Here is a 14,258-nt window from a genome sequence, read left to right on the forward strand (position 1 = left end):
CGCAGGGGAGACGCGCAAGATGAGCCCGGAACGGTCCGACACGCTGGTGCTCTTCGGAGCAACCGGCGACCTTGCCCACAAGAAGATATTTCCGGCCCTCTACCAGATGGTAGCCAAGGGGAACGCTGACCGAGCCGGTAATCGGCGTCGCCTTCGATGCCTGGGACATCAACCAATTGCAGGCGCGGGCCCGCGACGGCATTGTCAACGCTGTCGGCAAGATCGACGAAAAGATCTTCGCCAAATTCGCCAATCTGCTGCGCTATGTCAGCGGCGACTACCGCGACGGCGCGACCTTCGAGAAGCTGAAGACGGCGCTCGGCTCGGCGCAGCGGCCGCTGCACTATATGGCGGTGCCGCCGACCATGTTCGAGACCGTGGTCCAGGGGCTGGAGCAATCCGGTACCGCGCATGGCGCGCGGCTGATGGTGGAAAAGCCGTTCGGCCACGATCTCCAATCGGCGCGCTGGCTGAACCGCGTGCTGCATCTGGTGTTCGAAGAGCAGTCGATCTTCCGCATCGACCACTATCTCGGCAAGGAGGCGATCCAGAACCTGCTCTATTTCCGCTTTGCCAATTCCTTTCTCGAGCCGATCTGGAACCGCAACTTCGTCGAAAGCGTACAGATCACCATGGCCGAGGACTTCGGCGTCGAAGGCCGTGGCAAATTCTATGACGATGTCGGCGCTATCCGCGATGTGATCGAGAACCATCTGCTCAACATCCTTTTGCTGCTCGCCATGGAACCGCCGGTCGGCCGCTCGGCCGACGATCTTATCGACGAGAAGGTGCAGGTGCTGCGCGCCATCCGCACGCTGACCAAGGACGACGTCGTGCGCGGTCAGTTCACAGGCTATCTCGCTGAACCCGGCGTGAAGCCGAACTCGCCGGTCGAAACCTTTGCCGCGGTGCGCTTCATGGTCGACACCTGGCGCTGGCAGGACGTGCCCTTCTTCATCCGCACCGGCAAGAACATGCCGGTGCATGTGACCGAAGTGATCGTGCGGCTGAAGCGGCCGCCGCTCGACGTCTTCGATCCGATCAAGCCCAGCGATGCCAATTACGTGCGCTTCCGCATCGACCCGCAGGTGGCGATCTCGATCGGCGCGCAGCGCAAGGCGCCCGGCGACGACATGGTCGGCGAGCAGGTCGAGCTCACCGCGCTCGACGATTCGAAGGGCGACATGCCGCCCTATGAGCGGCTGATCGGCGATGCCATGAACGGCAATGGCCAATTGTTCACCCGCCAGGATGCCAGCGAGCTTGCCTGGCGCATTGTCGGCCCGGTGCTCGGCGACACCACGCCGCCGCATATGTATGAGCCGAAGACCTGGGGGCCGGCCGACGCCATGGCCTCATTCGGGCCGCCCAACGGCTGGATCAATCCGACTTGAGCAATTCCAGGAAAGTGCGAGCGGTTTTTCCGTCCGGAATTGCGTAAAAACAAAGAGTTGGAGCATTCCCCCGTTTCCCTGAAACGGGGAACGCGCCAAGTGAGCGGAGGAAACGACATGGCCAAGGCAGCCAGGCCCGCGAAGGCCAAGGCGGAACCGATCGTGCTGACGATCGATGTCGGCGGCTCGCACGTAAAAATCCTCACCAGCGCAGGCGGCGAGATGCGCCGCGCCGATTCCGGACCGGACCTGACACCGCAGCAGATGGTCGCCACGGTGAAGACGCTGGCCGAAGGGCTGGCCTATGACGTGATCTCGATGGGCTATCCCGGCCCGGTCAGGCACAACAGGCCTTCGCTCGATCCCGCCAACCTCGGCAAGGGCTGGGACGGCTACGATTTTGCTGCCGCCTTCGGCAAGCCGGTCAAGGTCGTCAACGACGCGCTGCTGCAGGCGATCGGCAGCTACGATGGCGGGCGCATGCTGTTCCTCGGCCTCGGCACCGGCCTGGGCGCGGCGATGATCCTCAACAATGTCGGCCAGCCGATGGAACTGGCGCATCTGCCGTACCGCAAGGGCGGCAGTTTCGAAGATTATGTCGGCGAGCGCGGCCTGGAGAAATACGGCAAGAAGAAATGGCGCAAATACGTTTTCGACGTCGTCGGGCGGCTGCGTGCGGCGCTGCAGCCGGATTATGTCGTCATCGGCGGCGGCAATGTCGACAGACTGGATGAATTGCCCGCCACATCCAGGCGCGGCGACAATACGCGCGCTTTCGAGGGCGGTTTTCGACTATGGCGCGACAAGGCGCTCATCGTCTGATAGTATTAAAATTCAGTATAGTTGTTCAAAATGACGTGTGGCGCGATACGAAGTCATTGCGTTACGCAGATTTGGCGATTAGATCGGTGGCACCGGATGGAATCATCTGGCGCAACCGCACATATGCGGCAAGACAAATGACTAGAGTGGATTTCCGGCTCCGCTGGGACCACTCTGGGAGTTTCCGCCACCCCCCTAGCGACGGAGAGATAAATTGGCCGACGACAGCAACGACTCTGACAAGGACATCGACCTGCTCGAGCTTACCGCCCATATCGTGTCCGCTTACGTCGAGAAGAACCGCTTGCCCGTTGCCGGCCTGAGCGATCTCATCGCCAGCGTTGCGGCGTCGATCGGCGGGCTCAGCCAGCCGCCGGCCCCAGTGGCGGCGCCGCAGATCCCGGCCGTCAATCCCAAGCGGTCGGTGACGCCGGACTACATCATCTGCCTCGAGGACGGCAAAAAATTCAAATCGCTGAAGCGCCATCTCGGCGTCCATTTCAACCTGACGCCGGAAGCCTATCGTACCAAATGGGGCCTGCCGGCCGACTATCCGATGGTTGCCCCCAACTACGCGGCGTCGCGCTCCGAGCTGGCCAAGTCGATCGGCCTCGGCCGCAAGGCCGCAGTGGCGCCGCCAGCCAAAGCCAAGGGTCGGAAGGCCAAAGTCCCGGCCTGAGTGGGCTCAGCGCCTCGGCGCTGAGCCAATCGTTTGGACGACTGGAACAGAAGCCTGCCAGCGAATGAGCCTTGGCAGGCTTCGTGCTTTTGTACACCACAGAGATTGCTTTGGGGGAGCAGCGATGAACTACGCCAGAATGGTGATCGAGAAAGAGGCGCCGGAGGAATACGGCTACGATCGCATTCGGTTCAATCTCTCCGAAAGCTCGATCGCCGATCAGAAACTCTCCGACGTCGGCCTGTCGCTGCCGGATCTCACGCTGTTCTACGGCGAGCATCGCGGCGACAAGGAGTTGCGGGCGCTGATCGCGGCGCAGGATTCCGGCATTTCGCCTGACGATGTTCTGGTGACCGCCGGTGCGGCGGGCGCGCTCTTCATCATCTCGACCTCGCTTCTGTCGGAGCGCGACCACCTTGTCGTCGTCCGGCCGAACTACGCCACCAACATCGAGAACCCCAAGGCGATCGGCTGCGCCATCTCCTATGTCGATCTCGATTTCGAAGCAGGCTTTGCCATCGATTTCGGCCGGGTCGCCGCCAGCATGCAACCGAACACCAAGCTGATCAGCGTCACCTGCCCGCACAACCCGACTGGCACGATGATGGGCCGGGCCGATCTCGACGCGCTGATTGCGCTGGCCGAAGCGAGCGGCTGCCATCTGCTGGTCGATGAGACCTATCGCGACCTCTCCTATGGACAGCGCCTGCCGGCGGCGGCTTCTCTCAGCCCCAAGGCGATCAGCGTCTCGTCGCTGTCGAAAGCCTTCGGCATTCCCGGCATCCGAATTGGCTGGCTGATCACCAGCGATGCCGAACTGCAGGAGCGCTTCCTCGCCGCCAAGGAGCAGATCGGCATTTGCGGCAGCGTCATCGACGAAAGCATTGCGCGCGGCATGCTGGAGCGCCGCGACGCTTTCTTGGGCGCGCTGCTGCCCGAGATGGCGAAACGCCGCGACATCGTGCAAGCCTGGATCGACCGCGAGCCGCTGGTCGACTGGGTGCGGCCACAAGGCGGCGTCGTCGGATTTCCAAGGCTCAATGTCAGTCCAGACTTCGACCTCGACCGTTTCTACGTCAATCTCTTGGAAAACCACGGCACCTATGTCGGTCCCGGCCACTGGTTCGATATGCCCAAGCGCTTCTTCCGCGTCGGTTTCGGCTGGCCGAAAGAGGCGGAATTACAGGGCGGCCTCGACGCCATCACCGCCGCGCTGAGGCAGTAACGTGCGCGTGCAATCGGGCGAGCGGCTGGAAAGCCGCTTGATCCAGGCCCGATTTTCACGCATACGCGCCCCGAACTTTGATAAGTTTCATTGGCCGGAACAGCGCCCATTTCCGGGAAGTGCCCCGCCGGCCAATGCAAGCAACGGGGCCTGTATCCATGACGTCCCATTCCCATACACCGCCTGACCGGCGTTACGCCGCCTTCCGCCATCGCTCCTTCCTGAGCTATTGGGCGGCGCGTTTCCTGACCACCTTCGCCACCATGATCGTGTCCGTCGCCGTCGGCTGGCAGATCTATGATCTGACGCGCGATCCCTTCGATCTCGGCATTGTCGGCATCGTCCAGTTCCTGCCGTCGCTGCTGCTGGTGCTGGTCACCGGCGTTGTCGCCGACCGTTTCGGCCGCCGCCTGATCATGGCGCTGGCGACGGTAGTCGAGGCAGGTTGTGCGCTTGTCCTGTTGTACTTCACGCTGCGCGGTCTCGTCAGCCCGCTGCCGATCTTCATCGTGCTGGCTATGTTCGGCCTGGCGCGCGCTTTTTATGGGCCGGCCTCGTCGTCGCTGTTCGCCAACCTTGTTCCGCCGGAAGATTTCGGCAATGCGATCGCCTGGAACTCGTCCGCCTGGCAAACTGCGACCATTGTCGGCCCGGTCGCCGGCGGCCTGCTCTATGGCGTCTCGGCCGAAGCCGCTTACGCCGTTGCCTCCGTGCTGATGCTGGTGGCCGGTCTGCTGATCTTCACCATTCCGAAACCGGCCCAGCAGAGCGCCACCGACAAGCCGACCATGGAAACGCTGTTTGCCGGCTTCCGCTATATCTGGAGCGAGAAGATCGTCCTGGGCGCCATCTCGCTCGACCTCTTCGCCGTGCTTCTGTCCGGTGCCTCGGCGCTGCTGCCGGTCTATGCCCGCGATATTCTGGAACTCGACCCGTGGGGCCTCGGCCTGCTGCGCTCGGCGCCCGGCATCGGCGCCATCTGTGTCGCGGTCTGGCTTGCCGGGCATCCGCTGCGCGACAGTGCCGGCAAGATCATGCTCGGCTTCGTCGCCGGGTTCGGCGCCTTCACCGTGCTGTTCGGCGTCTCGACCATCACCTGGCTGTCGATCCTGGCCCTTGCCGGCCTCGGCGCCACCGATATGTTCAGCGTCTATATCCGGGAGACGCTGATCCAGCTGTGGACACCCGACGAGGTTCGCGGCCGCGTCAACGCCGTCAACCAGGTCTTCGTCGGCGCCTCCAACGAAGTCGGCGAGTTCCGCGCCGGCACCATGGCGGCGCTGATCGGCACCGTGCCGGCGGTGGTGATCGGCGGCGTCGGTGCGATTGCCGTCGCCGGACTGTGGGCGGTGCTGTTTCCGCAACTGCGAAGGGTGCGGCATCTCAACAGCCGCAACTGATCGAGTAAGCCGCAGGATCCGGCGCTCGGTCCAAATCAGCTTGCGCCGATGACGGCTGAGATGGGCCGGAAGCGGATGGGCCGGTTCTGGGCGAACTAGCCAGATGGCGGGGCAGCCACAGGGTGGACATTTCAGTCCATATGGAAAATGATTATGTTGCCATGCACAATACTGCAGTGCTCTGGTCTCGACGAGAAACCTTAAATATAGAAGAGAACCACCCGACCTCCGGGTCCAGCTAGCGGGGACGCAAATGGACACTTCAGGGAATCGGCAATCGCATCGCGACGCAAGCGGGCGACCCAGCCGATCGGTCGGCTGGCTGGCCCGCTCCGCCGTCCCAGTGGCATTCCTGCTCGGCATGGCTTTCAGCAGCAACGCGTTTGCGCAGGACCAGCAACTGCCGGTGGTGACGGCGGCCAAGCCGGTGGTGCGTGAAATCGTCGAAGACGACGAGTTCGTCGGGCGCTTCGAAGCCGTCGACGAGGTCGCCATCCGTTCGCGCGTCAGCGGCTATCTGGACAAGATCAGCTTCCAGGACGGCGCACTGGTCAACAAGGGCGACCTGCTCTTCACCATCGACCAGCGTCCGTACCAGGCGGCCTACGATGCCGCCAAGTCGCAAGTAGACGTCGCCAAGTCCCTGCTCGAATTCTCCAAGATGCAGCTGGATCGCGCCGATGAACTCGCCAAGACCGGCAATATCTCGGCCGCCACGGTCGACGACCGTCGGCGGGAATACCTTTCGGCGCAGGCGCAGATGCAAGGCGCGACGGCTGCGCTGACGACGGCCAACCTGAACCTGGAGTTCACCGAGATCAAGGCGCCCTTGTCCGGCCGCATCGACCGCCGGCTGGTGTCGGTCGGCAACCTCGTGCAGCCGGATTCCACCTTGCTGACGACCATCGTCACGCGCGATCCGATCGACTTCTATTTCGACGTCGATGAGCGCCTGTATTTCAGCTACGCCCGCGACGCGAAGGAGCGCGGCGGCAGCATGCAGGAAGGCGCCGGCGGGCTCGAGGTGGTGGTTCGCGTCGCCGACCGCGCGGAGGCGGTATTCAAGGGCAAGCTCGATTTTGCCGAGAACCGGATCGACAACGCGACCGGCACCATGCGGGTGCGTGCAAGGTTTGCCAACGCCGACGGCGTTCTCCAGCCAGGCATGTTCGGGCGCATCAACGTGCCGGGGTCGCTGCCGCATAGCGGCGTCCTGGTGCCCGACGAGGCGGTCGGCGCCGATCAGGATCGCCGCATCGTGTACCTGGTGGATGAGGCTGGGATGGTGTCGGCGAAGCCCGTGCGCACCGGCCCGCTTCTCGACGGCTACCGGGTGATCCGCGCGGGCCTGACCGGCGACGAGACGATCATCGTCAATGGGCTGATGCACGCCAGGCCCGGCACCAAGGTGAAAGTCGAGATGGTGACGTTGCCGCCCAAGGTCGACACCGCCGGGTTGCAGCAATGAGGTTCGCCCATTTCTTCGTCGACCGTCCGATCTTCGCATCGGTCGTTTCGATCGTCCTCCTGATCCTCGGCGGGATTGCCTATACCCAGCTGCCGATCGCGCAATATCCCGAGATCGCGCCGCCGACCATCGTCGTTCGCGCCCAGTACCCGGGCGCCGACGCCGAGACAGTGGCAGCGACGGTGGCAACGCCGATCGAGCAGGAGATCAACGGCGTCGAGGGCATGCTTTACATGTCGTCCTATTCGTCGGGCGACGGAGCGATGGCGCTGACCATCACCTTCAAGCTGGGCACCGATCTCGACCAGGCGCAGGTGCTGGTGCAGAACCGCGTGTCGGTCGCCGAGCCGCGCCTGCCCGAAGAAGTCCGCCGCCTCGGCATCACCACCATCAAGAGCTCGCCCGACCTGATGATGGTCGTGCACATGCTGTCGCCCGACAATACCTACGACCAGCTCTACGTCTCGAACTACGCCCGCTCGCGGGTGCGCGACATACTGCTCAGGTTGGACGGCGTCGGCGACCTCATCATCTTTGGCGAACGCGAATATTCGCTGCGCATCTGGCTCGATCCGGAAAAACTGTCCGCCCTGGGGATGACCTCGGGCGATGTGGTGCAGGCGCTGCGCGACCAGAACGTCCAGGTGTCGGGCGGCTCCATCGGCGCGCCGCCGACCAATACCGGCACGGCGTTCCAGTACACGGTCACCACGCAAGGCCGCTTCAACGACGCACGGGACTTCCGATACGTGATCGTCAAATCGGCCGAAGACGGCCGCCTGATCCAGCTGCAGGACGTGGCGCGCATCGAGCTCGGCGCCAAGGATTACGTCACCAACTCCTATCTCAACGGCAAACCGGCGGTGGCGCTCGCCATCTTCCAGCGGCCAGGCACCAATGCGCTCGCCGCAGCCGCGGAGATCCAGGACAAGATGAAGGAGCTTTCCCAGGACTTCCCGAAGGGATTGAGCTACGACATCGTCTACAATCCGACCGAGTTCGTCGCCGAGTCGATCCAGGAGGTCTACAAGACGATCCTCGAGGCGATGGTTCTGGTCATCATCGTCATCATCGTCTTCCTGCAATCGTGGCGCATGGCGATCGTGCCGATCGTGGCGATCCCCGTGTCGCTGATCGGCACGCTGGCGGTGCTTTACGCCGCCGGCTTCTCCCTCAACATGCTGACGCTGTTCGGCCTCGTGCTGGCCATCGGCATCGTCGTCGACGATGCGATCGTCGTGGTCGAGAACGTCGAGCGAAATATCGCCAGCGGGCTGGCGCCCAATCCGGCGTCGCATCTGACCATGGACGAAGTCGGAACGGCGGTCATCGCGATCTCGCTGGTGCTGATAGCGGTGTTCGTGCCGACAGCCTTCATTCCGGGCATTTCCGGGCAGTTTTACCTGCAGTTTGCGATCACCATCGCGGTGTCGACGGCGATCTCGGCATTCAATTCGCTGACGCTCTCGCCGGCCTTGGCCGCGCTGCTGTTCAAGCCGCACCACACTGCTGCGGCGCCGCCGCGCTTTTTCCTGGCGCGGTTCGGACGGGCGCTCGCCGACGGCTTCAATCGCGGCTTCGACAAGGTCGCCCATTGGTATTCGAGCATCGTGCGCGTGTTGGTCGGCTCGCGGATAGCGATCGCCGCCACGCTGGCCGTTTTCGCGGCCCTCATCTACGCCACGGTCTATATGGTTCAGACGGTGCCGCGCGGTTTCATTCCGTCGCTCGACCAGGGCTATGCGATCGTCGTCGTCCAGTTGCCGGACGGCGCCTCGCTATCGCGGACCGATGCCGTCATCCAGCAGGCGTCGCAGATCATCCAGAAAACGCCGGGCGTCGACTACGCGGTCGCCTTCGCCGGCTTCTCCGGTGCCACCTTTACCAATGCCAGCAACGCGGGCGTGATCTTCGCCAGGTTCAAGCCGTTTGACGAGCGACTGGAAGCCGGCCAGTCCGCGACCCAGGTCATCGGCAATTTGTTCGGCAGCCTGCAAAGCATCAAGGAAGCCTTCATTATCGCATTGCCGCCGCCGCCGATCCGCGGCGTCGGCAATGCCGGCGGCTTCAAGCTGCAGATCCAGGAGCGCAACAGCGCCGACATGCGGCAGATCCTGGCGCTTGCCTATGAAATTGCCGGCAAGGCCAACAAGACGGCGGGGCTGACCGGCGTGTTCACCACTTTCTCCGCGTCAAGCCCGCAATTCTTCCTGGCGATCGATCGCGACAAGGCGCGCATCCTGAACGTGCCGATCCCCAACATCTTCGAGACGCTGTCGATCAATCTGGGCACCGCCTACGTCAACGACTTCAACGCTTTCGGGCGCGTCTACCAGGTGCGCGCGCAGGCCGACCAGGCGTTCCGCCTCGATCGCGCCGACATCTTGAAACTGAAGGTGCGCTCGGCGACCGGCGCGCTGGTTCCGCTCGGCACGTTGATCGAGATCCGCGACGTCACCGGCCCGGCGCTGGTCCAGCGCTACAACATGTACGTCTCGGTGCCGCTGCAGGGCAACGCCGCGCCCGGTGTTTCCACCGGCGATGCGCTTGCCAAGATGGAAGCGATCACGGCACAGACGTTGCCGGCCGGTACCTCCTACGAATGGACCGAACTCGCCTATCAGGAGCGCAACACCGGCAATGCCGCTGTCTATATCTTCGGACTGTCGGTGCTGTTCGTGTTCCTGGCGCTGGCGGCGCAATATGAAAGCTGGGTGCTGCCGTTCGCCATCGTGCTGGTGGTGCCGCTCGGCGTGCTCGCAGCGTTGCTCGGCGTGTCGTTCCGAGGGCTGGACAACAACATCCTCGTGCAGATCGGCCTCATCGTGCTGATCGGGCTTGCCGCCAAGAACGCGATCCTCATCGTCGAATTCGCGCGGCAGGCGCAGGAACGCGGCCTGTCGGCGGCCGAGGCTGCCGTCGAAGCCTGCCGGCTCAGGCTGCGGCCGATCCTGATGACCGCCTTCTCGTTCATCCTCGGCGTCGTGCCGCTGATGATCGCGACGGGCCCGGGCGCGGAAATGCGCCAGTCGCTCGGCACCGCGGTGTTCTCCGGCATGCTGGGCGTCACTTTCGTCGGCCTGTTCCTGACGCCGGTGTTCTACGTCACGCTCAGGTCACTGTTCTCACGGCGCAAGCCGCATGCCGAGGCCGAGTCTTCGGCACCGGCAGAGGTGCCGTCCGAGACGGCCGCCGAGTAGTGTTACACGGGCAGTTCGTGGCGCTGCCGACTATTTCGTTTTGGTGTTGAATTCACGGTTTGCAGCATAGTCGATAGTGAAGGTGCCCGCAGGAGCGCGAACGCCCTGCTTCACGTTGGATATGGTGACTGTCGAGGTAAGGCCCCTCTCGTCAGTCAGGGTCCATCTGCGTAGATCGAGCGATTCCCTGTCAAACACCATAGTGATATTCGAATTGCCGAAGGCCGACTTGTCGGCCAGCCTGATGATCACCTGGGCGCCATCGTCCCTGATACTTTTGAGGCGATTGCCGGAAAAGTTGACCTGATTGTCGAGGAGCAGCTTGAGCGGCGTCTTCGAGAGAGCATAAAGCCGCGATGTCTTGAGCTTCTTGTTATAGACCACCAAGGATTTTCCATCTGCAATTACGCTGACCCCTGATTGGCCTGCATAGTTGAACCGGATCTTGCCCGGCCGCTGGAGGAAAAATTTCCCTTTGGTCCTTTCCGCTCTTGGGCCCGACTGGACAAAGTCCCCGGACATGGACTTTACCGATGAGAAGTGATCGGCAATCGTCTTCGCTTCTACAGGTGCGGCCAAGGCCGCAGTCGAAAGTTCGGCGTTTATCGCGACAGCGCTGACAACGGCTAACCAGAAAGCCAGCAGTCTTTTGCTGTCATATGCCATTCAAGTTATCCTACCCCGAGCAGGCGCGTGATCGAAAGAGATCACGCGCCTTTGAGATCAGTAGCCGTCCGGGCACTGAGCAACGTAAACTCGACCGTTCCGACCGCGATATCTGCACTGGCCGGCTTCGCTGGCGTGCCCGATGACCGCCCCGGCCAGCGCTCCGACCGCACCGCCAACAACCGCCCCTTTTACCGGGTCGCCGGCCACTGCTGCGCCTACAGCTGCGCCACCCAAACCACCGACGGCAGCGCCTTGTTCGGTGCGGGAGCATGCCGCGAGCGGAATGAGTAGGCTTAAAATGAGCAGCGTCTTCTTCATTGGTTCTCTCCTGGGGCCGTTATTAGCCGAAGCTCAAATGCGCCACGGAGTTTTTCGATCCATCGGAGTGTTTGGGGCGCAATCCAAATCTGCGGGAACGGGCTAAGGTCACGGATCCATCGTACACGCCTCCCATAGGTAAGTCGTCTTTGGGCAAGCTCGGCCGTTCAGAGTAGTTGGATTTGCTCTATCCCTCAGTAGGCTTGCCGAAGATCAGGCTCAAAAATTCGCTCAGCCAGCGCTTGAGGTGCATATCCCAGATCAGCCGGCCGCCGAGATGGTCGCGGCCGGGCTGCGCGCCGGGCAATTCGAAACGGTGCGCGCCGCGCACCACCCAGCGCTGCATCATCAACCGGGTCAGTTCGCCATGGAACTGGATGCCCCAGGCATTGTCGCCATAGCGAAAAGCCTGGTTGGGGTAGGTTTCCGCCGTCGCCAGCAGCGTCGCATCCCTGGGCAGCGAAAAGCCTTCGCGGTGAAACTGGTAGACCATGTCGGGCCAAGGCAGCAGCTTCTTGCCGGCTTCGGTCGGCTTCAGCGGATACCAGCCGATCTCGACCAGCCCCTCGCCATGCCCCTCGACCTTGCCGCCGAGATGATTGGCCAGCATCTGCGCGCCAAGGCAGATGCCGAGGAAGGGCCGATTCTCCTTTAGCGGAACATTGAGCCAGTTGGTCTCGCGGCGGACGAACTCATCTTCGTCATTGGCGCTCATCGGCCCGCCGAACACCACGGCGCCGGCGTGTCCCTCCAGCGTCTCCGGCAGGCTGTCGCCAAGAGGCGGCCGGCGGATGTCGAGGTCGAAACCTTCCTCGAGCAGCATGTGGCCAACCCGGCCGGGGCTCGAAGTCTCCTGATGCAGCACGATCAGGATTTTTGGTTTCGAGCTCGGTCTGGGCGGCATGGAAAGGCGGAATCCTATTCGTCGCTCGACGTTCCGCTGGCGTCGGGCGCGGCGGCCGCCGCCTTGCGGCGCGCCTCGACGCGATCCTGGCGCTCGACGCCGATCAGTTCGGCAACGCGCCAGACGGTGTTGTCCTCCAGTTCATGCAGTTCGCCGTCGGCATAGACGATTTCCCACATCAGGCCGATGAAAGCCTTGCGCGCCTCGGCGTCGAGATGGCGCTTCAAGACGCTGGTGAAGGCATAGAGGTCGATCGCCTCATTGTCGGCGCGCTCGCCGGCGGCAGCCAGTGCATCGAGCTCGTCGCCGCTGATCGAATAGCTCTGCGCCAGCACCTGCTTGAACCGCTCCCACTCGACATCCTGGCGTACGCCGTCGGCATTCATCACATGATAGAGCAAAGCCGACGCCGCAACGCGCGGATCGTCCGCATTCGCGCGAGCCCCAGCCCCGGAGGGCAGGTCTTTCAGAAAGGCCAGGACGCGTTCGAACATGGTGCTCACTTCACTTTATTGGAGCATGATCTTTTCCAAAAACCGGTATCCACTTTTTGGGATCATGCTTCAGGGATCAAAACAGGCGGAAGCGGCGCGGTGACTTCTCCGCTTCGTCATCGGGGTCGACGCCGGGGTCGTCGGGCAGCCGCGCCAGTTCCTCGGCAGGTTCGACGGGTTCGGCATCGGGTGGTATTGCGGCGAAAGCGGCGGAAGTGACCGGTGTGACCTGGTCGTCGCCCACAGCAGGCTTCGGCTCGATCGGCGCCTCGCTGCTCGTCCTGGCGATGGCCGGATGATCGATCACTTCGGCTTCCTTTGCCGGCTTGGCGGGTGCCGCAAGCACCGGCACATCGGCTTCGGACGCTTCTTCATGGCTGTCGATGAGCTGGCCCAGCCGCTCCATCGGCGCGCGCCAGGCGAAAGCGTCGAGCTTGCCGCTGACCGGCGATACCGGCGCCCAGCGTTCGGAGACGACGCCGTCGGCGACCCAGGCCGGATCGCGCGGCGCGCGGACGGCCTTGGACAGCAATTGCCTGATCTTGCCCTGGTCGCCGGTCTCTGCCTCCTCGATATCGGCCAGCAGCAGGTAAGCGCCTTCCCGGCGATCCATGCGGATCGCCGCTTCCGCCTCGCGGCGGGCGGTGGAAAAATCCTGCGCATCGAGCGCGGCGCGCGCCACCGTCATCGACGATTCGGCATTGTTGCGCTTCAGCTCCTGCAGCTTCTTCGCCCGGTTGAGACGATCGACCACGGCATCTCCCGGCCTTGCGTGGGTGTAGAGCTCGGCGATCTCGGGATGCGGCTCAGCCTTCCAGGCTGCCTCAAGGATCTTCGAGCCTTTGCGCACATCGTTCTGTTTGAACAGAAGATTGGCGGCTGCAACCGCGGCCGGCGCGAAATCGGGCGCGAGCTTGTTTGCCTCGAGTGCCGCTGCCTTGGCTGCATTGGGGTCGCTGTCGGTCAGCGCCTGCGCCTTGGCGGTCAACAGCACGGCGCGGCGGCGATTGGCGGCGTCGCGTTCGATCTGCCTGGTCGACTTCTGCGCCTCCACCAGCTTCAGCGCGCCGTCCCAGTCGCCGCGCCCGGTCAGATCTTCCAGCGTCGATTCGGCGGCCCAAGCCAGTTGCGGCGCGACGGAAGCGGCGCGGCCGGCATAGTGACGCGCCGCGTTGCGGTCGCCGAGCCGTTCGGCTTCGAGATAGAGCCCGCGCAGGCCAAGCAGCCGCATTTCGGGGTCGTCGAGCATGGCCTCGAATTTTTCGCGCGCGCCCTCATGGTCGCCTTCGAGCAGCGAGGCTTGCGCTTCGAGCAGCTGGATCAGCGGCTCCTGGTCGGAGCGGATCAGTTTGGCGGCTTCCTTGGACTTCTTGCGGGCCAGCGCGCCATCGCCGGCGCCGGCTGCGATCATGCCGGTCGACAGCGCCTGGTAGCCGCGGTCGCGGCGGCGGACGCGGAAATAGCGCGAGATCGTGTACGGGCTGTTCCACAGCGACTTGATCAGCCACCAGACGATCATCACCGCTGCGACGACGGCAACGATCGCCACCGCCGCCACCATCAGGCTGACCTGGTATTGGTAACCGTTGAAGGTGACGACCATCTCGCCGGGACGATCGGCCAGCCAGGCAAAGCCGAGGCCGAGCGCGAAGACGGCGGCGAGAAAGATGAGAATGCGGATCATC

11 protein-coding genes and 1 pseudogene are annotated in these 14,258 nt (G+C 63.4%); 7 read left to right on the forward strand and 5 right to left on the reverse strand.

Annotated elements, in window-relative coordinates; translation table 11 throughout:
• Window positions 1-19: 19 nt before the first annotated feature.
• The 7 genes and pseudogenes from zwf to NKJ80_RS13420 all read left to right on the forward strand — a co-directional run bounded on the left by zwf (window position 20) and on the right by NKJ80_RS13420 (window position 10,188).
• Window positions 20-1,394, forward strand: a pseudogene (gene zwf / locus NKJ80_RS13390) (glucose-6-phosphate dehydrogenase).
• A gap of 117 nt (window positions 1,395-1,511) precedes the next feature.
• Window positions 1,512-2,216: an ROK family protein gene (locus NKJ80_RS13395; protein ID WP_023730211.1), complete on the forward strand. Its 705-nt coding sequence runs from the start codon at window positions 1,512-1,514 to the stop codon at window positions 2,214-2,216.
• A 214-nt stretch (window positions 2,217-2,430) separates the two neighbouring features.
• Window positions 2,431-2,895, forward strand: coding sequence for a Ros/MucR family transcriptional regulator (locus NKJ80_RS13400; protein ID WP_023730212.1), 465 nt, complete (start codon window positions 2,431-2,433; stop codon window positions 2,893-2,895).
• Between the two features lie 124 nt (window positions 2,896-3,019).
• Window positions 3,020-4,120 (forward strand): aminotransferase class I/II-fold pyridoxal phosphate-dependent enzyme, encoded by a 1,101-nt coding sequence (locus NKJ80_RS13405; RefSeq protein WP_352497710.1) that lies wholly within the window; start codon window positions 3,020-3,022, stop codon window positions 4,118-4,120.
• 158 nt (window positions 4,121-4,278) lie between these two features.
• On the forward strand, window positions 4,279-5,520 hold the full coding sequence (locus NKJ80_RS13410; RefSeq protein ID WP_352497711.1) for an MFS transporter: 1,242 nt from the start codon (window positions 4,279-4,281) through the stop codon (window positions 5,518-5,520).
• 361 nt (window positions 5,521-5,881) lie between these two features.
• Window positions 5,882-6,988 (forward strand): efflux RND transporter periplasmic adaptor subunit, encoded by a 1,107-nt coding sequence (locus tag NKJ80_RS13415; protein ID WP_023694469.1) that lies wholly within the window; start codon window positions 5,882-5,884, stop codon window positions 6,986-6,988.
• Entirely contained in the window at window positions 6,985-10,188 is a 3,204-nt protein-coding gene (locus NKJ80_RS13420; protein WP_023745388.1) for an efflux RND transporter permease subunit, read from the forward strand. Before NKJ80_RS13415 ends, NKJ80_RS13420 begins: the two co-directional genes overlap by 4 nt.
• 30 nt (window positions 10,189-10,218) lie before the next feature.
• Here the strand turns inward: NKJ80_RS13420 and NKJ80_RS13425 are convergent, their stop codons facing one another.
• The 5 genes from NKJ80_RS13425 to NKJ80_RS13445 all read right to left on the reverse strand — a co-directional run bounded on the left by NKJ80_RS13425 (window position 10,219) and on the right by NKJ80_RS13445 (window position 14,257).
• Entirely contained in the window at window positions 10,219-10,854 is a 636-nt protein-coding gene (locus NKJ80_RS13425) for a LolA family protein (protein ID WP_023705001.1), read from the reverse strand.
• Window positions 10,855-10,911: 57 nt separating this feature from the next.
• The gene (locus NKJ80_RS13430) at window positions 10,912-11,175 is read right to left on the reverse strand and encodes a YMGG-like glycine zipper-containing protein (RefSeq protein ID WP_023670477.1); all 264 of its coding nucleotides are present in this window, start codon (window positions 11,173-11,175) and stop codon (window positions 10,912-10,914) included.
• Between the two features lie 187 nt (window positions 11,176-11,362).
• A complete protein-coding gene (locus tag NKJ80_RS13435) occupies window positions 11,363-12,079 on the reverse strand; it encodes a glutamine amidotransferase (RefSeq protein WP_023834670.1) in 717 nt (238 codons plus the stop codon).
• A 14-nt stretch (window positions 12,080-12,093) separates the two neighbouring features.
• Entirely contained in the window at window positions 12,094-12,573 is a 480-nt protein-coding gene (locus tag NKJ80_RS13440; RefSeq protein WP_023687738.1) for a tellurite resistance TerB family protein, read from the reverse strand.
• A 76-nt stretch (window positions 12,574-12,649) separates the two neighbouring features.
• Window positions 12,650-14,257, reverse strand: coding sequence for a heme biosynthesis protein HemY (locus NKJ80_RS13445; RefSeq protein ID WP_023736798.1), 1,608 nt, complete (start codon window positions 14,255-14,257; stop codon window positions 12,650-12,652).
• Between the last annotated feature and the right edge of the window lies 1 nt (window position 14,258).

This window comes from Mesorhizobium sp. M0030 (genome assembly GCF_040323695.1).
In the GTDB taxonomy this organism is placed as follows: Bacteria; Pseudomonadota; Alphaproteobacteria; order Rhizobiales; family Rhizobiaceae; genus Mesorhizobium.

Coding starts and splice junctions, on each gene's coding strand:
- NKJ80_RS13415 (WP_023694469.1), top strand. CDS start 5,882: ATGGCTTTCAGCAGCAACGCGTTTGCGCAGGACCAGCAACTGCCGGTG.
- NKJ80_RS13445 (WP_023736798.1), bottom strand. CDS start 14,257: ATGATCCGCATTCTCATCTTTCTCGCCGCCGTCTTCGCGCTCGGCCTC.
- NKJ80_RS13395 (WP_023730211.1), top strand. CDS start 1,512: ATGGCCAAGGCAGCCAGGCCCGCGAAGGCCAAGGCGGAACCGATCGTG.
- NKJ80_RS13430 (WP_023670477.1), bottom strand. CDS start 11,175: ATGAAGAAGACGCTGCTCATTTTAAGCCTACTCATTCCGCTCGCGGCA.
- NKJ80_RS13405 (WP_352497710.1), top strand. CDS start 3,020: ATGAACTACGCCAGAATGGTGATCGAGAAAGAGGCGCCGGAGGAATAC.
- NKJ80_RS13435 (WP_023834670.1), bottom strand. CDS start 12,079: ATGCCGCCCAGACCGAGCTCGAAACCAAAAATCCTGATCGTGCTGCAT.
- NKJ80_RS13440 (WP_023687738.1), bottom strand. CDS start 12,573: ATGTTCGAACGCGTCCTGGCCTTTCTGAAAGACCTGCCCTCCGGGGCT.
- NKJ80_RS13425 (WP_023705001.1), bottom strand. CDS start 10,854: ATGGCATATGACAGCAAAAGACTGCTGGCTTTCTGGTTAGCCGTTGTC.
- NKJ80_RS13420 (WP_023745388.1), top strand. CDS start 6,985: ATGAGGTTCGCCCATTTCTTCGTCGACCGTCCGATCTTCGCATCGGTC.
- NKJ80_RS13410 (WP_352497711.1), top strand. CDS start 4,279: ATGACGTCCCATTCCCATACACCGCCTGACCGGCGTTACGCCGCCTTC.